The sequence below is a fragment of the Legionella tucsonensis genome (assembly GCF_001468035.1).
GTDB classification, from domain to species: Bacteria; Pseudomonadota; Gammaproteobacteria; order Legionellales; family Legionellaceae; genus Legionella; species Legionella tucsonensis.
Map to the genome: position 1 here is coordinate 117,093 of NZ_LNZA01000008.1, position 22,057 is coordinate 139,149.

The following is a 22,057-nucleotide window of genomic DNA, read 5'->3' on the forward strand; positions in this document are numbered from 1 at the left end:
TACAAATTTAGGGTCTATTTACATTTTCGCTAGATTGAGTCTAAGCACAGGCCCCTAGCTTTCGATATCAGATGACATTATCCTGGAGTATTGATAGCATGATGCAAATTAAATGATTGATTCAGCAAACGGAAGTTGCTCATGCAGAATATTGTTCATGTAGTACAGAATAGGGCGCAAAAACATCCCCATCAAAAAGCCATTTTCTATTTAGAAGATGGTGAACACAAAACCGCAGAACTTACTTTAGCTGAATTGGATCAGCAAGCAAAAATTATTGCGGCACATTTACAAACCCATCAAATAGCGGGTAATCGCGTCATTCTTCTTTATCCAACAGGAGTCGAGTTTATAACGAGTTTGATGGGATGTTGGTATGCAGGTGTGATTGCAGTACCAATACCTTGTCCTAAAATTGATGAATTTACGAAACATGAGGCATTCCTGAACACCATCGCTGAAGATGCCGATATTGCCGCAGTCTTAAGTCTTTCTCCGTACCATTCACGTATTGAATCAATCCTAAAAAGAAAAGTACTGATACTCTCTACCGATGTGCTCAAGATCCAATCGACCAAAAATTTTCAATCAATTTCTATTAATGAGGACACCATAGCCTATTTACAATATACGTCGGGCTCAACTTCCATACCTAAAGCAGCAATTATCACGCATGGAAACTTGCAGCATAGTTTGCAAGAAACCATTAAGGTTTGGCATTACACTAAGAAGAGTGTCACCTTGACCTGGGCTCCTCATACACATGTATATGGCTTAGTATGCGGAATATTGGTGCCACTCTATCACGGAACACCAGCTTTTATTGTACCTCCAGCTGCATTTATCAACAGGCCTATTATCTGGTTATCCGCTATTTCAACATACCGTGTAACGCACAGTGGTTGTCCTAATTTTGGTTATGACCTTTGTGTGCGTGACATTAAAGAAGCAGAGCTTGCCCGGCTGAATTTAAAACACTGGAAAGTGGCAATCAATGGTGGAGATATTGTTCAATATCAAACGATTATGAATTTTGTTTCCAAATTCCACTCCTGTGGTTTTCAATTAAAGCAATTTTGTTCTGCATACGGTATGTCCGAATTATCCGGTGCAATCGCGGTGACCTCTTTTGGTTGTGAACCACATTCCTTATCACTTCAAGATGATGTGAACCCCCTACAACGACGATTGGTAAGCAGTGGTAAATTATTAAGAGGACTGCAGGCAATTGTTGTCGATCCAGAAACAAAACAGCCCGTTGCTGCTGGGGAAACTGGTGAAATTTGGTTATCCGGAAAATCACTGGCCCTGGGTTATTGGCGACGTCCCGATGAAACACAAACAGTATTCAATGCAACTGTACCTGGCAGCGATCACCGTTATTTTAAAACCGGAGATCTTGGATTTATCCGCGATAACGAAATTTATTTAACTGGAAGATTAAAAGAAGTCATTGTTATTTATGGAAAAAAATACTATCCACTTGATTTGGAAATCACAGTCGCCAATGCACTTTCCAAATTCCAGATCAAACTCCCTCAAGTAGCATTTTCTACTGAAAATGGGGGTAAAGAAAAGATAATTATTGTGCAGGAACTGTCCGAAAAAACCCCTTCATCACTATGGCCTGAAATCAAGACTGTGATTCATCATGCCATCACCAAACATCATGGAGTAGAAGTTCATGCAGTAGTTTTAAGCCCTAAAGGAGCAATTCCTAAAACCGGTAGTGGTAAACTGCAACGGAAAAAAGCCCAATCATTATTCAATGAACAAAATATTGCCGTATTAACCCAGGATTTATCAGAAAAGCCCATAGGAAGTCGGAATATAAATCGTGACAAGGAAAATCAATTCACAACTCTGGTGGCCAGTGTACTGAAAATAGATGAAAAAGAAATCGACTTGGATGCCCCCTTGAGCCGATATTCCTTTGATTCAATCAATATCATCCAGCTCACAGCCCTACTTAATGAAACCTACCAGCTCAATTTGTCCCCTGCAGCTTTGTATGAGTATGCTACTTTAGCAGAGTTTTATATGGATTTATTAGATAAAAAAACTGAACGGTCTGTATCGGAAGAGGCAAAACAACCCATTAAGGAAACAAACGACATCGCAATTATTGGAATGAGCGGCGTTTTCCCGCAAGCACCCGATGTGGATACCTTTTGGGATAATTTATGTCAGGAAAAAGATTGCATCAGTGAAGTACCTTTATCACGCTGGAACTGGCGAGATTTAACCGTACAATGGGGTGGTTTTATTGATCATGTCGATCAATTTGATGCAACGTTCTTTAATATCTCACCTCGCGAAGCAGAATTAATTGATCCACAACAACGCTTATTTTTACAAACCGTTTGGAAAACGATTGAAGATGCAGGATACACGCCGTCCACTCTTGCTGCGTTGAAAACAGGCTTGTTTGTAGGTGTATTTAATCATGATTATGCCGAGTTGTTGCAAAAAAATGAGGTAATGGATGCCTATCTTACTACGGGTACCATGAATAGTATGATTGCCAATCGGATATCCTACATTTTAAACTTGCAGGGACCTAGTGAAACAATTGATACAGCCTGCTCCAGTTCCCTGGTTGCTGTTCACCAGGCAGTCCATGCGATTTTGCAAGGTGATTGTGATCTTGCTCTTGCAGGCGGGGTAAATACTCTAATTACCCCCACATCCTTTATTGCAGCAAATCAAGCGGGCATGTTAAGTGAAGATGGACGTTGTAAAACGTTTGATAAAAACGCTAATGGTTACGTACGCGGAGAAGGTGCAGGCGCCATTTTATTAAAAAAATTAGCCCAAGCGTTGCGCGATGACGATCATATCTACGGGGTAATCAAAGGAACAGCAGTAAATCATGGTGGACATGTTAATACGCTTACTGCACCCAATCCAAATGCCCAAGCAGAAGTGATCATTTCTGCATGCCAACGCGCTCAAGTAACCATCGACAGCATTCAATACATCGAAACCCACGGAACCGGAACATCGCTAGGTGATCCCATCGAAATTAATGGCTTAAAAAAGGCATTTCAACACTTGGCATTAGAACAGAACCTTGAAACTTTACCAAAACAGTATTGTGGATTAGGAGCCGTAAAAACAAACATTGGCCATTTGGAGTCTGCTGCAGGAATTGCAGGGATCATTAAAACCTTGCTCGCTATGCACCATGAGATTTTACCCGCGAATTTACATTTCAATGAATTAAATCCTTATATTGAACTCGAGGACAGTCCATTTTATCTCCTTGATAAAACAACTAAATGGCCGAGAGCAGCGAGTACCCCCAGAAGAGCGGGAGTAAGTTCATTTGGCTTTGGTGGCGCAAACGCTCACATTATCATTGAAGAAAGTCCAAAACACACGCACGTCCCTCCCCCTAATCGCTCCTCTTATCTGATTTGCCTGTCGGCGATGACAATGACCGCATTGCAGCAACGAATTACTGATTTACTCAGCTGGCTGGATCGCCAACAGCACTTACCTACTCTGGCTTCGCTCAGTTACACTCTAAATGCAGGCAGACAGCATTTTGCCAAACGCTTTTGTGTCATCGTGAATACAGTCGCCGAATTAAAGGAGCAATTAAGTTCCAGTTTAGCCTGCAATGATCTAGAGCAGTATTTACTTACGATAGAATCAGCCAATATAAATCATGATAGCCCTACGGATTTAAATCATATACGCACTGATTATCTACAGGGAAAATCGATTGATTGGGGCACACTCTATGGTAATTATCATGAAAAAATATCGCTTCCTACTTACCCTTTTGCCAAAGAGTCTCATTGGGTAGCGATCAAAAATAGACCTCTTTTTAAACTCACTGAGAGGCGTGAAGTGCGAGAAGACGCAGAACGAGGAATCGGAGTGTACATACCAGTACACGAGGATTCGGACACCGCATCGACAAAGCAATTTCCCCCCTCGCTAGAGTATGCATTGATTGATGAACATATCTCTACGTTTCCCTCCCTTATTTTTAGTAAGCAATTTTCAGGGAATGAATTTTATTTGCGTGAGCATCGAGTAAATGATGAGCCCATATTACCGGGTGCCGTGTGTTTGGAAATGGCGCGTGTTGCCGCCAGTCTGGCTTCACCTAATCAGCAAGTTACCTCCCTAAGCAAAATCACCTGGAAAAAACCAATAAAAACCTCGGACTGGGCAAATCCACTTCGTGTCCGCTTATTTCCTGAAACAGATAGGATCTCATTTGCGATCACTGACGAAGAGGAAATGATTTCTTATGTCAGCGGGAATATTCATTATCAGGATAATTCTCCTGATGCGCTCCATACCAGGCTCAATATTAAGGAATTAAAATTAGCATTACCGCATACTCAAGATCCCGATGCCATTTATACTTATTTTAAAAATGCAGGAATAACCTATGGTCCGAGTTTTCGAGTTATTCAGACTCTCCATTTTAATGATACGAATCTCTTGGCAGAACTTACCCTGCCTTCCTTTTTGCTTGCCAAGAACCATGAATTTATAGTACATCCTTGTTTGTTCGATGGAATTTTACAAACAACTCAAGCATTGCTTAAAAATCGTGAAGTGCTTTATCTGCCTTTTTCCATTACCCAGGTGGATATTTATAAACCTCTGCCAAATACCTGTTATGTATATGCCTGCCTGATTTCCTCTATAGATAATCAGCATATGCCCGTATTTAATATTCAAGTCATTGATGCTGAAGGGACCCTCTTATTAGTCATTACGGGATTTACCTTAGGCGAAGTACATGACCTCATTAAACCTGAGGCAACAGTCGCCTGTTATTCTCCTGTATGGGTTGCTCAACCAGTGCATTCAGCAACAAGAAAACGCCCAGACTCCATACTGATTCTAGGAAATAATGAACAGTCAATACAATTGATAAAAGAACAATTTTCTGATCACGCCACATCATGTCAACGAATACAGAATTCCCATTTTGCACAGCTTAATATCGACTCACTGAGCGACTACATTATTATTGCTCTGGAAGAATTCGATGAAGCACTGTTTTCGGCTAAAGAGCTCCAAAACAACTTGGAGCAAACCTATTATCTGGTTCATGCGTTGGTAAGCCAAATCAGTAAGTTAAAACCAAAAAAACCAGTCCATTTAGTATGTATCAGTAAAGGGCCTTCTCTTTTTTCGCGAGCTTTAGTTGGATTTGCAAAAAGCCTGCATCAAGAACACCCCAACATTTCATGTCGTTTAATTGAATTGCATGATCTTAGCCTGCTTGCAAAAGAACTAACACAAAATGAAGTTGAAGTTCGATACGATAAACAAAATCACCGTTATATTCGACGTTACGAGCCCCTCCCTTTATCTATAACAGCAGCACCAATGCTCAAAAAGTCAGGGGTTTATTTAATTACTGGCGGAATGGGGGGGCTGGGGTATTTGTTTGCAACATATTTGGCAGAACATTATCAAGCCAAAATCGTATTAACAGGCCGTTCTCCTTTGTCTGAGCACTATCAAAAACGAATTGCAGAACTGGAAAAGAAAAATACCTCGGTAGTTTATATACCCGCTGATGTATCATCCTACGAGGAAGTCCAAGTCCTTATTCAAAGTACTAAAGAGTATTTTGGCGCAATTAACGGAATTATTCATGCTGCTGGCCTGACTCATGATGGATTGATTGTAAATAAAACAGTGCCCGAAATCGAAAAGGTTTTAGCACCTAAAATTTACGGTGCTTGCAATTTACATACCGCAACGCGTAAAGAACCTTTGGATTTCTTTGTGCTGTTTTCATCAGTTGCAGCGGTGTTTGGCAATGCAGGACAAAGTGATTATGCTTATGCCAATTGTTTTCTAGATGAATTTGCCAGCGAACGCGAACGGCAAAGAGCACATGGCTATTGTTCTGGACTTACTGTCGCGATGAATTGGCCGCTTTGGGAAGAAGGAGGGTTACACATTGCGCCTGAGTACCAACAAGTACTCGAGCAAACTTTAGGGATCATCAGTTTATCCACACAACAAGGATTTAGCGCATTCTTACAGGCCTTACAGTATAACGTTGCAAATTGCATTGTGCTTCCTGGATATCAACAAAAACTCCTGAACGCAATGAAGAATAATGCAGTGCTCAAGCAATCTATGACGGCTCAACTTTTGGCAATCAATTCGAATTTACGTATACAAACCGAGGATTTTTTAAGAAAAATACTGGCAGATACTTTGAAATGTTCGCCTGAGCATATCGATAGGAGTTTGTCTTTCGAAAATTATGGCATTGATTCCTTGATGATCATTCAACTGAATCAACGTTTAGCCAATAAATTTAAGGAGCTGCCCAAAACATTATTTTTTGAATATCAAAACTTAGCCGATTTAGCTGAATACTTCATGGAACATTATGCCAATGAATTAATTCAACACGTGCCTGACGCAGAAATGTCATCCCCGCACAGACTGAGATCGAACACAAATCAGATACCAATGCCAATTCAGGAATGGATTCCCGCCTACGCGAGAATGACAAAACCCCTAAACTCACCGACAGCACCCAGAAACTTAATGACAGCGCCCAAACATCTTGGTTTTACAAAAAATATGACAGAATCACTAGATATCGCCATTATTGGGATGAGTGGTCGTTATCCTGAAGCTAAGGATTTGAGCGAATTTTGGCATAATCTGTATACAGGGAAAGACTGTATTCGCGAAGTTCCCAAGGAACGATGGGCTTTGGCGGATTATTTTGATATAAATCAAAATAATCCGGGTAAGATGTACAGTAAATGGGGTGGCTTTTTAACGGATGTGGATCAATTTGATCCCTTGTTTTTTAATATTTCACCCCGAGAAGCCGCATTAATGGATCCCCAAGAGCGATTGTTTTTAGAGACCGCATGGAAAACCATTGAAGATGCCGGATATGCACGTGAAGCATTGGCGGGGAAAAAAGTTGGTGTCTATGTTGGTGTGATGTATGGGCAGTATCAGTTGTTTGATAGGGAGTCCTCTTCTTCCAGTCAATTTATCCCAACAAATTCGGTGTTTGCTTCAATTGCCAATCGAGTTTCTTATTTTTTTGATTTTCATGGTCCGAGTATCGCTCTAGATACGATGTGTTCTTCCTCGCTTACAGCAATTCATTTAGCATGCCAAAGCATTCATGAAGGCGAATGCGACATGGCCCTTGCGGGGGGAGTGAACCTTTCCCTGCATCCCAATAAATACCTCTTGCTAAGCCATGGAAGATTTTTAGCACGTGATGGGCATTGCCGTAGTTTTGGTGAAGGTGGCGATGGTTATGTACCGGGTGAAGCGGTTGGCGCAATCCTGCTAAAACCCCTAGATAAAGCGCTTGCAGATGGCGATCTTATTTATGCAATAATTAAAGGAAGCCGCCTCAATCACGGCGGAAAAACAAATGGTTACACAGTACCTAATCCTAATGCACAAGCCGACTTGCTTGTTGAAACCTACCAAAAAGCAAATATTGACCCAACACAAGTCAGCTATATAGAAGCGCACGGCACTGGAACTTCACTGGGCGACCCCATTGAAATTGCTGGATTAAATAAGGTGTTTAGTCAAAGAAAAATGCAGCAATACTGTCCTATTGGTTCAGTAAAATCCAATATTGGTCATTGTGAGTCTGCTGCAGGGATTGCTGCAGTCACCAAAGTGGTCCTGCAATTACAACATCATACCCTGGTACCCTCTCTTTTTTCTGAACCATTAAATAGCAACATCAATTGGTCCACAACACCATTTCGTGTGCAGCAAACTGTAAGTGAATGGCAACCGCCATTACCCAATGCATTACGAATTGCCGGAATCAGCTCTTTTGGCGCAGGAGGCGCTAATGCCCATCTGATTTTATCTGAAGCACCGGAAACATTACCTGCACCAACAAGTAATAAATCACATTATTTGCTGACGGCATCTGCCAAGACCGAACTTGCATTAAATCAACGTCTGGATGATTTAATGATTTGGTTGGAAAACAATCCATCAGCAGAACTGGAACAAGTCAGTTACACATTAAATGCAGGCAGAACTCATTTTGATTGTCGTTGCGCTATGGTGGTCAGTTCGCTTGAGGAGGCAATCCGCTTCATCCAACAACTTAAAGCACAACAACAGCCTGCTCAATTGTTTCTCCAAATAAGTGAAACAAACTCGTCTGAAACCAGGCTATTTAACACTACTCTATTGCCGATCCTGATGCACCAATTGTCTCATCCTTCTCAATATAAAGAAACGTTAATGGCACTGGCAAAACTCTATGTAGAAGGCCTGGATCTGGATTGGAAGCAAATCCATGCAGGGGAATCCAAGAAAAAAATATCCTTACCTACTTATCCTTTTGCCAAAGAACGTTACTGGTACTCTGATGTGGAGCAATGTAACTCAACTCAGGAAAGGCAGCAAACCCATTTTGCATTAAAAGCGCTCATCGACAAGGTAAGCTCTTTTCTTACTCGAGAAGTAGCTCAAATATTAAAAATAACGCAACACCGAATTGCATTAGAGAAAAATCTTGGTGAATATGGAATGGATTCGGTGCATTTTATTGAATTGGCTAGAAAGATCACGGAACACTATCAAATCGAGTTTACTCCTGCCGTCTTTTTTACACACAGTAGTGTAAACTCAATCAGTCAATATCTAATAAACCAATTTCCAAAAGCTATTGCCAAAGCACATCATGAAACAGAGCAACTGCAAATTCATGCCCCTACAGTAAAACCAAGACGGATAGTAACCGATAAAGCTGAGTCAATTGCCATTATTGGTATGCAGGGGATTTTCCCACAATCCGATGATCTTGCAGCATTTTGGCAGCATTTGCTCAAAGGTGATGACCTAGTAACCGAGATCCCTATAGAACGCTGGGACTGGCGTGATTATTATGGGAATCAAGCAAATCAAAGCAATTCCAAATGGGGCGCTTTTATCAACAATTTCGATCAATTTGATGCAGGATTTTTTAATATCTCCGCCCGCGAAGCAAATCTCATGGATCCGCAACAACGACTCTTTTTGGAAACTGCATGGAAAACCATTGAAGATGCAGGCTATGATCCTTTTGCATTTTCCTCACAGAGCGTTGGAGTTTTTGCCGGCGTTGAGTTTAGCGAATATCAGACTTTAATTGCCAAACAACAAAAAGAACACCATGGATTTATTGCTACGGGTAATTCACATAGCATGATTGCCAATCGCGTGTCCTACTTTTTCAATTTTCAAGGCCCAAGTGAAGCCATTGATACCGCATGTTCAAGCTCATTGGTTGCAATTCACCGCGCAGTACAGGCAATTCGTCATGGCGAATGTGATTTAGCTGTTGCAGGTGGTGTGAGTCTTATATTGAGTCCCGATACCCTAGTGGTCACCAGTCAACTGGGCGCCTTATCTGCAGAGGGTCGTTGCAAAACTTTTGCTAAAACCGCCGACGGTTATGTTAAAGGAGAAGGTGTAGCCAGTCTTTTGTTAAAACCTTTAAAGCAAGCACAAGAAGACGGTGATCACATCTACGGAGTCATTAAAGCCTCTGCAGTAAATCATGGCGGTAAGGCTCAATCTTTAACTGCACCCAATGCAGCGGCACAAAGCGAGCTATTGATTCGTGCCTATACCCAAGCCCATTTCGATCCGGATACGGTAACATATATTGAAACTCATGGTACAGGCACTGCCTTAGGGGATCCTGTAGAAATTGAAGGTTTAAAACGCGCATTTGCGACCTTACTTTCTGAAGCCAAGCAAAACTCGATTGCCTTAGGCTCTGTAAAAACAAATATCGGTCATTTAGAACCTGCTTCAGGAGTTGCGGGAGTGATCAAGCTGATTTTGGCTATGACCCATGAGACTCTCCCGGGTATTTTGCATTTGCATGAATTAAATCCCTATATCAATTTAACCGATACACCGTTTTACATTGCCCAAGAGACCCAAACCTGGCAGCGCATCAAAAATGAAACTGGAGATGATATTCCATTGCGTGCTGGAGTCAGCTCATTTGGATTTGGTGGAACCAATGCTCATATTATTCTTGAAGAAGGCCGCCCCTATCAGGGAAGAGCCGAAAACTGGCAAGACAAACCCTATTATTTAATCACACTTTCTGCGAAACGTCAGGAAAGCATGCAACAAAAGATAGTGGATCTGCACCAATGGCTTAAGCAAAATAAGGAAACAGTTTCCCTACCTTCACTTAGTTTTACGCTTAATGCCGGGCGAGCCCATTTTATTTACCGTTGTGCTCTAGTGGTAGATTCTCTTGATACACTATCAAATGCGTTGACCTTATTAGTCAACCATGAAATTCCCGAATATTGCATGATGAATGAGGGGCAAACCTGGACGATTCAGGGGCCAGTATTTGATGAAGTATATCAGTCAGCAATTAAAGCCTTAGTTTATCCAGAAAACTCGGACCAATATCGTCACAAATTATTTATTTTGGCGGATTTGTATACAAAACATTATGTCATTGACTGGCAACACGTGTATCTTGGAGAAAAAATTCAACGTTTGGGGTCCTTACCTGCTTATCCATTCATCAAACAACGTTACTGGTATGATTTGGAATCCGATTTCATGCCTACGCCACAAACATCTATGGTCTCGACGTACCGTGGCTTGCCCACGACATCCATGGATCCGGCGCACAAGGCGCAGGACGTGGATTCTACGATAAATTATCAACAAACCCTGATGTATTTACAACAAATATTCGCAAAACAATTACAAACTTCTCCCGAACTCATTCAAGCAGACGAAACGTATGAGGTTTTTGGAGTAGACTCCTTAATTGGCTTGGAAATTACCAATCGCTTGGAAAAAGACTTGGGCCCCTTGCCTAAAACATTACTCTATGAACGCAATCGATTAAATGATTTAGCAAACTATTTGCTTAAAAATTATAAAGAAAAACTATCCACACTGGTGTTCGAAGGCAAGCCCATACCATTAGCAACTCCTCTTGAAAAGGAAGCAGATAAACCCCTAACCTCTATACCCAAGATAAATCATTCATCTCGTGATATTGCCATTATCGGTTTAAGCGGTACCTTTCCTATGGCCAACTCCATGGATGAGTTTTGGCAGAACTTAAGATCCGGACGCGACTGTGTCAGTGAAGTTCCTGCTGATCGCTGGAACTATAAAGAGTACCCTGTAGTGATTGGAGGTGAAGAACACTACTTCCCTCACGGGGGTTTTATTCCTGATATCGATAAATTTGATCCGTTGTTTTTTAATATTTCACCACGCGATGCAGGACTTATGGATCCGCAAGAACGCTTGTTCATGCAGTCCGTATGGTCAACATTGGAAGATGCAGGCTATACCCGTGACAAATTAAAACGTAAAACCAAAAATTCAGTCGGTGTCTTTGCTGGAGTAACTTATAATTTTTACCCCTTATTTATCGCCGAAGAGTGGCAAAAAGGAAATCGGGTCCCGCTAGATGTTCAAACGTTCTCCGTGGCAAACCGTATTTCTTACTTCCTTGATGTAAATGGCCCAAGCTTTGTTGTCGATACGGCGTGCTCCTCCTCTTTGGCTGCAATTCATTTAGCGTGTGAGAGCCTCTTGCGTGGTGATTGTGCGATGGCGATTGCCGGTGGGGTTAATTTGTCATTACACCCCAGCAAGTATCACTTCCTGGGCAGTTTTAACTTTATGTCCGAACAAGGGCGTTGCGCGAGTTTTGCTGAAGGTGGGACAGGCTATGTGCCGGCAGAGGGAGTTGGCTCGGTATTATTAAAACCTTTGGCTGATGCAATTGCTGATAATGATAGGATTTACGGGGTAATTAAAGGAAGCAGTATGAATCATGGAGGCAAAACCAGCGGTTATACTGTTCCTAATCCTAATGCCCAGGCAGCTGTAATTCTCCAAGCTTTAAAAAATGCTGATATTGACGCACGAACGATATCTTATATCGAAGCGCATGGCACAGGAACCGCATTGGGTGACCCCATAGAAATTCGCGGCTTACAAGATGCTTTTGAAAACTATACCGAAGACAAACAATTTTGTGCGATTGGTTCTGTTAAGTCCAATATTGGACATCTGGAGTCCGCTGCAGGCATATCGCAATTGGCCAAGGTACTTTTACAAATGCGTCACCAAAAATTAGTGCCCACATTACATAGTACGCAATTAAACCCTTTTATTGATTTTCAAAACTCACCTTTTTATGTTCAGCAAGAACTGAGCGATTGGCAACCTGATAATAATTCACCGCGTCGCGCTGGAGTCAGCTCCTTTGGTGCAGGCGGCGCCAACGTGCATATGATTATCGAAGAATATGTCCCCTCAATAAAACCCCAAAATACAGTAAATAGCCCATACGTTTTCTTATTATCTGCATTAAATGAAGAGCGTTTGGCAATATACATACAACAAATGCATCGTTATGTGCAGCAAAACAGTCATACACAAAATAAAGAATGGCTCAGAGATGCATGCTTTACTTTACAAACAGGGCGAGAGCACATGATGGCCCGATTTGCGGTTATTGCAACAAACACTGACGAATTGCTTGCTGCCCTAACTAACTATCCTCATAATAATGACTCAAATACTTGGGTAAATCATAAGACTCAGAGTAACCACCAAGTAGTTACCCATATAGAAGAATTAATCAACACAAAACGCTATGAAGACATAGTCCAGCATTGGATTAATGGGACAAAGGTGGATTGGGAACGATTATACAAACCATTACCCAATCTTATTTCATTACCTACTTATCCATTTACGAAACGACGCTGCTGGATACCTACAAAAGAAGCAGAAACACTTCTTACAGCTCAGCCAACGCCGCAACCAGCGACTCACCAACCTCCTGTTGATACAAAGCAGGTCGATGTCCAAGATTGGCTCTACATCACTCAGTGGGAGAAAAATCCACAGACGGCTCAGCCTGCATTAATTCATCGTAAAGGAAAATGGCTTATATTCTGTGAACCAGAGTCAGTGCCTGTATTAAAGCAGGAGCTTGGTGAACAGGCGGGTATTTATTGTTTTGCCCGCAATCAATTTGCATCAACTCATGAGCATGAGTACACCATCAATGCCTCACAAAAAACAGATTATGAACAGCTCTTTACAACAATTCATGCCCAAGATGGAGCACATTTAAGGGGAATTATCTATTTATGTTCTGCATATGATGCAAGTAAAGAAAGCCAATTGGATCCTGCCCATGCATTATTATATCTTTTCCAAGCCATGACCCAGCATTCTTGGTCGCATCAATTAACCTTTTGTCTTGCATCGCAATCGGCACAGCACGTTACCACTTCAGATATTCTTAATATCTGGCAACATCATCTCTGGTCCATGACCCGTATTTTTGCTGCCGAACAAGCAAAATACCAGGCTTTATTGCTTGATTTAGATGCGAATGAAAACATAGAGCAAAATGTTAAGATCCTGATTAAGGAAATAGGACTTTATCAAAGCAAACAAAATCACATTGCCTACCGTGCCTCCGAAAGATACACCATTCGCTTTCTTCCTCATGAGCTGCCACAAAATCAGGAAGTGAATCCTTCCTGGAAAGCGCCTGTTGCTGCATTAATTACCGGAGGTTTAGGCGCTTTAGGCTATGAAGTAGCGAAATTTATTGTAACTCAAGGGACGCGTTTTATTTTACTTACCGGCACGAAAGAACTATCGCCCCATACTCCAGAGAAAAATACCTGGCTTAAACAGTTAGAAGCTCAAGGTGCACACGTTCGCTATGCGGCAGTTGATGTGGCTGATAAAGAACAAATGCGCCAAGCGATCAGAGATGTTGAACAAGCATGGCAACAATCTATTGATGGTGTTTTTCACTTAGCTGGAATTACTACGGATAATGTCACGATCGCTGATATGGACGAAACATTATGGCGTGATGTATTACGTGTAAAAATACAAGGCTCGTTGGTATTGCATGAACTTTTTTTGCAAGCCCAATTGTCTTCTTTTGTATTGTTTTCTTCTATCGCGGCAGTTCCCCATTTTGGGATGGCTGGACTCAGTGCTTATGCAGTGGCGAATGAATTTATGAACGGCCTTGCCTTATATCGCCGTGGTGTGCAGTTGCCCGCATCAAGTATTAACTGGGTCGCTTGGTCAGAAAAAGGAATGAGTCATAGGCACAATCATGATGCGTTTTTAGATGCTGTAGGGATGGCCTCTCTCAGCATTAAAGAAGGAATGGCTTTATTTAATACTTTGCTGAAACTCAATCCAGCTGAAATTACAGTATGCAACATTCAATGGAAGAAATTTTTACAAGTCAATGCCACCGCGAAACAACTTGATTTCTTTACCCATTTTGTTGCCGAATATACTGCAAGCACACAAACCGCAATTGTTTCCTCATTAAATCAGGAAGAAATTACTGCCTTAGTCTTGAATTGCTTTGCCTCAGTATTAGGATTAGAAGCCACTGAAATTGACCAAGAGACTCCCTTCCAACAATATGGAATGGATTCCATTACGGGTATCGATTATACCGAACAACTGGGCAAGCATTTCCCTGATGTCGTCGCGCCGATGGATTTATATCGCTATCCTACTTTAAATCAATTAACAGGTTACATCCTGCAATGCGTACAAATCAACTGTGAACCAGACTCTGCACTTTTTAGCGCAAAAGAAACCCTTGATCTGGATCAATTAAATGACGCCCAACTCAATGAACTGCTTGAATTGGAATTAAAAGAATTAGAGCTGACTTATGAATGATACAACTACTTTAAAAAAGTCCTTATTAATGATTCAAAAGCTCAAGAAACGTTTACAAGAGCAGAATGAAAAATTATTTGATCCTATTGCGATTATTGGAATGAGCTGCCGCTTACCTGAAGCCAATAATCCGCAAGAATTTTGGGAGTTGTTATGTCAAGGAAAAAATGTCATTTCGCCACTTCCTGGGGAACGCTGGGAGCTGTTGAAAGGCACTCGCGAAATAGCTCAACGTGACGCCAATTTGGCTTATTGGGGCGGTTATTTACCCCATATTGACGCGTTTGATGCATATTTTTTTGGCATCAGTCCACGTGAAGCAATGCGCATGGATCCGCAACAACGCATCTTATTGGAGGTATCCTATGAATCGTTTGAAGACGCAGGTTTAACCGTTGATGCCTTATCAGGCTCCAATATGGGTGTTTTTTCCAGTTTGTATGCCAGCCAGTTTGCCCACCTGCAAAAACTGGATTCAGATATGGATGCTTTATTTATTCCTACAGGAAGCGCTATCAGCATGGCAGCAAATCGCTTGTCGTATTTATTCGATTTGCGTGGTCCCAGCCTGGTATTAGATACTGCATGTTCTTCTTCGCTCATTGCCATTCAATTAGCGTGCTTAAACCTGCAAGCAAAATTATGTGATACCGCCTTAGTCAGCGCAGTAAATATCAATCTATTGCCTTCCATTCATTCGGTATTAGCCAAAGCAACCATGCTTTCCCCTACCGGACAATGCCATACTTTTGATGCCAAAGCAGATGGTTACGTGCAAGGAGAAGGGGCTGGCGCCATTATTTTGAAACCACTTGCCAAAGCAGTACAGGACAAGGACAAAGTCTATGCAGTAATCACTGGAGGCGCAGTAAATCAAGATGGCAAAACAAACGGCCTAACGGCACCTAATGGCTTGCAGCAAGAACAATTATTGAAGGCAGCTTATCGAATGGCCAAAACAGATCCTGCCTATGTTTCCTATATCGAATGCCATGGAACAGGTACGTTCCTTGGCGATCCGATTGAAACTCAAGCTTTAGGAGAAGTAATCGGCAAAAATCGTGGCACTGACAAACCGTGTTGGATTAGCTCAGTCAAAACCAACATTGGTCATTTGGAGCCTGCAGCAGGCATTCTCAGTGTAATTAAAACAGCTTTAGTCTTAAAAAATGGTTTGATTCCTCCTCACCTTAACTTTAACCAGGCCAATCCCCACATTCCGTTTGAGCGCTATTCTTTGCAGATTCCCAATAAGCCGGAACAATTACCCAGATACAGCGATGTAGGTATTGCGGGGGTGAGTGGCTTTGGTTTTGGTGGTGCGAATGCGCATCTTGTGTTATGCGAGCTATCTTCAAATGAGCAGCCCATTTTTATCGATAGGCCTCTCAGAGATGATGAGCTATTTACCCTCTCTGCAAAAGAAAAAACTGCATTATCTGCATTAATTGCTCGTTGGTGTGATTATTTAAAAAACAATCCGGAAACAAATTTGGCACAGATTTGCTATAACCTCCATGTCAGACGTTCTCATTATGCACAACGTTTAGCAATCATTACTGATTCAGTTGCTGATCTGTACCAAAAACTTGTTGTATTGCATACAAATCCAGATGTCTCGAATGAGTTTGTATTTATCACTCATGAGCAAAAAAAATCTACTATGCCAATCCCAATAACTGAGTTTTCCGCATTGGAATTACCTGCTTTAGCAAGAAACTATGTGACCCACGCGCAGATTGATTGGAAAAAATATGAAGAAGAACGTTTTTATGCGCCTCTGGATATGCCATTTTATCCATGGCAACACAAAACATATTGGCCAACCCTAGATCAAGGTCTTAATAAAAGAATCAATACAAGCTATCCAATGCGAGGTAAAGCTCTTGCTTCACCTTTACCAGCACGGCAGTTTGAATTTGTCTTCGATACAAAAGTAATGCCTGAGGTTCAAGATACCTTTTATGTTTTGCATGCAGGTTATTATCTGGAAATGTTGGCATATGCAACACAGCAATTATCGCAAAAAGCTTCTTTTAGGGTGCAAAACCTCAATTATTTATCACCCATATTAGTTTTGGATGAGAAAACCATTTCGGTACAACTTATCATCCAAACAGATGAAGAAGAAAGTGTATTACCATTTCGCTTCTACAGCAATGATGGCAAAGAACCCTGGATAGAGCATGCAAGCGGTACTTTAACTCTGAATAGTTTGTCTGCCTACAACCCACTTGAAACCAAGAGCAAACTCCTGAAGCGGCTCCCTGCTTTAGGAACTGCCGAAACGTTTTATGATCGCATAACAAACATGGGTATGCCCGCAGGCGATACGATACGTTGGGCACATCAATATTGGGCAAATAAAGATGAGCTGTTTTGTGAGTTACGCGAACCCAAGCCCTCAGAGCGTGGCAAACAATTTGTAACCCAGATGCATCCAGGCATTATCGATGCCTGTATCCAGACACTCTTTTTATTGTTGCCCAAGCAATTCAACAAACCCTATATTGCATCACATATGGGTACTCTTGAGTTTTATGGTTCAGTAGAAGATCAGAAATATATATACACAGTATTAAAAGAACTACATCCAGAAGGGAAATACATCATTGCTGACTGGTACTTGCTGGATAAAAACTATGCTTTGATCGCTGCATGTCATGAGCTGCACATGACCGTACTCAATGATACACTGCAAATTAATCAAATTATGGAGATTCAATCGCAGTTCCAACTCGATTTATCATTGCCTTATGACGTGTGTAAAAACAAATTGACTCAGTACTTAATGGAGCAATTTTCGATGATTTTTTCGATGCCGCAAAACGATATCAAACCATTCCAATCTTTGCACGAACTAGGAATGGACTCACTCATGGCTCTGGCAGTGATCCGCATCATAGAAACCAACTTAGGCATCACTTATTCTCTACCTTTAATGATGCAAGGTCCATCCATTAATGAGATTGCTGAGTATGTATTAGCAAAGCAATGGTTAGGTTCCCAACAAGAATCCCCTGAACCACAACCTCACTTTGATAACATTTGGATCGCTAATCGAACGATACAAGATAAAGCGCAAGTACGTTTATTTTGTTTTCCTTATGGTGGTGGCGGTGCTTCAATTTATCGCGAATGGCAGCAGGAATTTCCTGACTTCATCGAAGTGTGTCCCATCCAATTGCCAGGCAGGGAAAATCGGATGGAGGAGCAACCTTTTGCTGACCTCGATACCTTGATTTCAACTTTAGCCAATCAGCTTAAACCCGAATTCAACTTACCTTTTGCTTTTTTTGGCCATAGTTTTGGTTCACTTATTGGATTTGAGCTGAGTCGATATTTACGTCGCCATAATTTGCCGCAACCTGCACATCTTTTTGCGTCAGCATATCCTGATCCGCGTATCCCCTCCAAAAGTTTGGATAATTTACTGAAAAAACTGCTCCAAATGAACATCAACTTATTTGATTTAAACCCAGAACGAATCAGTGAGTTAGACGATGAACTATTAACGGCCTTATCCATAGTATTTAAAGAAAACGGCATTGTTGATTACAGCGATGAACGAATGAACAAAAGCATTATCAAAGTCTTATTACCGATTTTTATCGGTGATATGAACATTGTAAAAAGCTACACTTATCGCGATGAATCGCCTTTAAAATCAAGTATTACCGTATTTTTAGGTAAACAGGATACTTGGGTTTCTCCAGAAGATCATTTAGGATGGGCTACTCATTCATTAAAGTATTGCGAATTTAAACACTTTGATAGTGGACATCTTTTTATAAGAGAAAAAGAAATAAGAGCAAAGGTAATCCAAAAAATTTCAGAGAAACTTCTGCGTTTTAGTACAGCAAAATCTGAGATCTAACTCCCTCGGACCATATATAAAGCCTGAGTGAAGTCGCCAAAACCATCAAATTTACAAAACTTGGGCGTTGAAAATTACTTTTTTAGTTGAAATCATTAAAATTGGTGAGTAATGGCTTTATTATGACTTTAGTCCCTAGAAAATTATTTTTTTCGCTGGATAATTCAACAAACTCATGGTTGAGCCATTTGGCATCTTTTGTAAACATACGCACACAACCATGACTCGCACGGTACCCTGGAATGTCATTAGAACCATGAAGAGCAAATCCTTTATGAAAATACATACAATAAGGCATCCTGGCATTATCGTAGGTATTGGATTGACACTTTTCGTTTTCTTTACTAAAGATGCGAAATATTCCAGAGAGAGTTCTGCATGATTTTGGGCTATCAACACATTTATCACGACCTGAAGAGATAGGACCCCATTTTACTAAATGCCCCTGGTGGCTATACGCAGCCCAAGCCAGCTTTTCCTGATCAACAACAATTAATTTCTCTCCATTAGTATCAACTTTTAATGAAAATGGAGCAATATCGAAAAGACTTAAATTTGTTAAATTAACGGGAACTGCTATTTCTTTTCCGGGCCACAGAACATTGTAACTGCGATTCAACCGCTGGACAATATCACGTTGTTGCGGATCTGGAAAAAGATTTTCCCAACTATCACCACGAACTATTTTTAAACAATCATATTGCGAATAAGCACAGAGTGTTGGTCCAAAATAAGCAGAACTATATGCCCATGATACCTGTAATGTCGCAAAAACAGTCAAGAGTATTTTTTTCATATTTCATCCTTGCTTTTGATTGTTACTCAAAAAATCATATGCATTCAAAATTCAAGCAATGAATAATATTTACCCTCCTTGATTTAATAATAGGATATTAATTTTGCATTGTCAGATTGAATATGAATCAAATCTCTTCAGATCGTTATGAAATAGTTGCTTTTTTTATAATTGGTTTGGTTATTCAACAACACCTAAATGATAGGATGGTTTGGCTGGTCCTAAAGAAAGTACGGTATTTTCTCTCACTGACTTTCCAAACGTTTCCTTGATCGCAAAAGCTGAAATAAAAATCGAAATTATAGAAAACATTATCACGAGAAAGAGAGCCTCTTGATAATTTTTTATTTGTGCAGGATAAGGCAACATACCCCCAATTATTGGAGCACTAACTGATGTAATTATCGCTATCATCGCATTATTAAAAGCTAATCCTATTGCCAGATAGCCTTCTTTACACTGTTCTGCAATAGCTGCAAATCCGATGCTTTGTCCACTGGCACTTAAACCAAGAGCTAAAAAGCAGGTCCCTGTTAGTATTTCTCCAAATGAAAAATATATAATCCCTGATAACGAGATTAAAGCAGTAAAAGCACTTGTGAGCATTAGAGGTTTTCGGCGTTGTAATTTATCAGATATAAAACCAAGAAGGGGGCAACCCAATGCATAACCAAGCCACGCCAATGTTATCATGTAGGAGGAAAATACGGGAGAAAATCCTTTTTTTATTAGAAACTCTACCCCTATATTTTCTGAAAAATATTCAATAGCAAAGTAAATACAACCCGAAAAGAGCGCAATGTTCCAGACCTGCTTTTGACTGATTATTTTTAATAAATTTATTGATACTTTAACAGGTTTAGTAAGCACAATAAATTTTTCTCGGTTATTACGATTGTTTTCTACGAACAACAATGTGAGTACAGCAATAATTATACCGATGATTGCCATACTGAAAAATATACCACGCCATCCTGACATGGAGTTTTGAGACAATGTGTTTAATGGGCCTGCAGCCAGCATTGGGCCTAAAGTACCAATAAATTGAGAAATACCTATAAACAAAGCGATATTTTTTCTTGGCATCCAATCATAGACAGCAATTAACAAACAAATAAATCCAAAAGAAGAACCAAAGCCCATAAAGATGCGGCACAACATCGCTACACCGAAATGATGTGATAAAGCAAAGCCCATTGTAGAGCCTGTACAAAAAATTAAAGCAGTAAATAATGCTTTTTTTAATCCAAAACGTGCAGCAATAATTCCAACAGGAATTTGCATCACCCCATAAATGACTAAATATCCTGTTGTGCTTAACAAAGAAAAAGTCATCGGTGTTAGGTTTAAGTCAATCATTAGCTGTGCTTGAAAAGTGCCCACAACTGTACGCAATAAAAATTCATACATAAAAAAGAGCGCACAGATAAGCCAGACTAATAAACCTTTTAAATTGAGTTTATTTTCTACACTCATTCCTGAGCCTCTTTGCCCCAAGCTTCTAAAGCGATTTCGGCTCGATTATTATCAATAAAAGTAGCTACTTTAAAAATAGTTTGTCCTTCATAAATTAATGGATGACGGTTTATACCTACCACTATTCCTTCATTCTCTGCCTTTAGAACTTCAGCTGTATCAGCACTGAAAGGATCACTAATGATTCCGATACGCTGTCCTTTTTGAATTCTTTGTCCAAGCTCTACGGTACTCAAAAACACACCACTACGATGAGCACGGATCCAGTCTTGATCTTGAGAAAAAACAGGCTTGAATACATTATTATCATTCTGATCAGACACATCCAGCATACTCAAAGCCTCCATCACGTTATGAATCCCAGATAACCCTAAACTAATTGCCGATTTGTCAAATCGCATTGCTTCTCCTGCTTGATAGACAAGCATGGGAATACCTAATTGCTCCGTAGTTTTTCTCAATGAATTATTTTGCATGCTGACATTGGTAATAACGGGCGCTCTAAAACTTTGAGCTAAACACTTACTTTCAACATTATTTAAGTCACAATAAATTTGAGGCAAAATTTCGTGATTGATCGAGCCAGTTTGTAATTCAATACAAAAATTACTTTTACTTAATATTTCTTGTGTAAAAATGTGAGCTATACGCTCACCATACGAACCATTTTCTACACCGGGAAAACAACGCTCAAGATTTGTATCATTATGTGCTCTTGATGGACCGATTAACCCAAGAATATTTAAAACAGGCACAGCAATTAGAGTTCCTCGCATACGAGACAATCTATCAGATTCGAGTAAGCGATTTATAATTTCTAGTCCATTTAGCTCATCTCCTTTAACAGCCGAAAAAATTAACAAGCAGGGTCCGTGTTCTTTGCCGTGAATTACTTTTATAGGCATATAAAATGAAGTACATGAATAGAAATCAGGTAAAGGTAGAGCCAGATTAACCTGTTCGCCAGGATGAATGGTCGCGTTACAAATATTGAGTTTTGAATTTTTCATAAGCGGTGTATTAGTCGATATTTCCTTCAAGTAAAATTTACATGCTAACAATTTATTGCCGATGATGCAAAATTTGACACAGTGTATTCTGTATGCTTAGCAACGTAGATACAGAGAAATTTATGATAAAAAAGTATAAAGAGAGCCAGAATAATCTAC

The 22,057-nt window shown here is 40.4% G+C and carries 5 protein-coding genes; 2 read left to right on the top strand and 3 right to left on the bottom strand.

Annotated features, from left to right (window positions below; translation table 11 throughout):
* Window positions 1-141: 141 nt before the first annotated feature.
* Together Ltuc_RS13290 and Ltuc_RS13295 are read left to right on the top strand one after the other, a co-directional pair.
* On the top strand, window positions 142-14,739 hold the full coding sequence (locus tag Ltuc_RS13290) for an SDR family NAD(P)-dependent oxidoreductase (RefSeq protein WP_058521845.1): 14,598 nt from the start codon (window positions 142-144) through the stop codon (window positions 14,737-14,739).
* The gene (locus Ltuc_RS13295) at window positions 14,732-18,616 is read left to right on the top strand and encodes a beta-ketoacyl synthase N-terminal-like domain-containing protein (protein WP_058521846.1); all 3,885 of its coding nucleotides are present in this window, start codon (window positions 14,732-14,734) and stop codon (window positions 18,614-18,616) included. The genes Ltuc_RS13290 and Ltuc_RS13295 overlap by 8 nt, the downstream gene beginning before the upstream one ends.
* Window positions 18,617-18,698: 82 nt before the next feature.
* Here the strand turns inward: Ltuc_RS13295 and Ltuc_RS13300 are convergent, their stop codons facing one another.
* The 3 genes from Ltuc_RS13300 to Ltuc_RS13310 all read right to left on the bottom strand — a co-directional run bounded on the left by Ltuc_RS13300 (window position 18,699) and on the right by Ltuc_RS13310 (window position 21,898).
* Window positions 18,699-19,412 (bottom strand): L,D-transpeptidase, encoded by a 714-nt coding sequence (locus Ltuc_RS13300; RefSeq protein WP_058521847.1) that lies wholly within the window; start codon window positions 19,410-19,412, stop codon window positions 18,699-18,701.
* 180 nt (window positions 19,413-19,592) lie between these two features.
* Window positions 19,593-20,888 carry an MFS transporter gene (locus Ltuc_RS13305; RefSeq protein ID WP_058521848.1) on the bottom strand — a complete coding sequence of 432 codons (1,296 nt, stop codon included), beginning with the start codon at window positions 20,886-20,888 and terminating at the stop codon, window positions 19,593-19,595.
* Window positions 20,885-21,898 (bottom strand): succinylglutamate desuccinylase/aspartoacylase family protein, encoded by a 1,014-nt coding sequence (locus tag Ltuc_RS13310; RefSeq protein ID WP_058521849.1) that lies wholly within the window; start codon window positions 21,896-21,898, stop codon window positions 20,885-20,887. The genes Ltuc_RS13305 and Ltuc_RS13310 overlap by 4 nt, the downstream gene beginning before the upstream one ends.
* Between the last annotated feature and the right edge of the window lie 159 nt (window positions 21,899-22,057).

Bases quoted from the DNA above. Each gene is read 5' to 3' on its own strand.
- Ltuc_RS13290 (WP_058521845.1), top strand. From the start codon at position 142: ATGCAGAATATTGTTCATGTAGTACAGAATAGGGCGCAAAAACATCCC.
- Ltuc_RS13295 (WP_058521846.1), top strand. From the start codon at position 14,732: ATGAATGATACAACTACTTTAAAAAAGTCCTTATTAATGATTCAAAAG.
- Ltuc_RS13300 (WP_058521847.1), bottom strand. From the start codon at position 19,412: ATGAAAAAAATACTCTTGACTGTTTTTGCGACATTACAGGTATCATGG.
- Ltuc_RS13305 (WP_058521848.1), bottom strand. From the start codon at position 20,888: ATGAGTGTAGAAAATAAACTCAATTTAAAAGGTTTATTAGTCTGGCTT.
- Ltuc_RS13310 (WP_058521849.1), bottom strand. From the start codon at position 21,898: ATGAAAAATTCAAAACTCAATATTTGTAACGCGACCATTCATCCTGGC.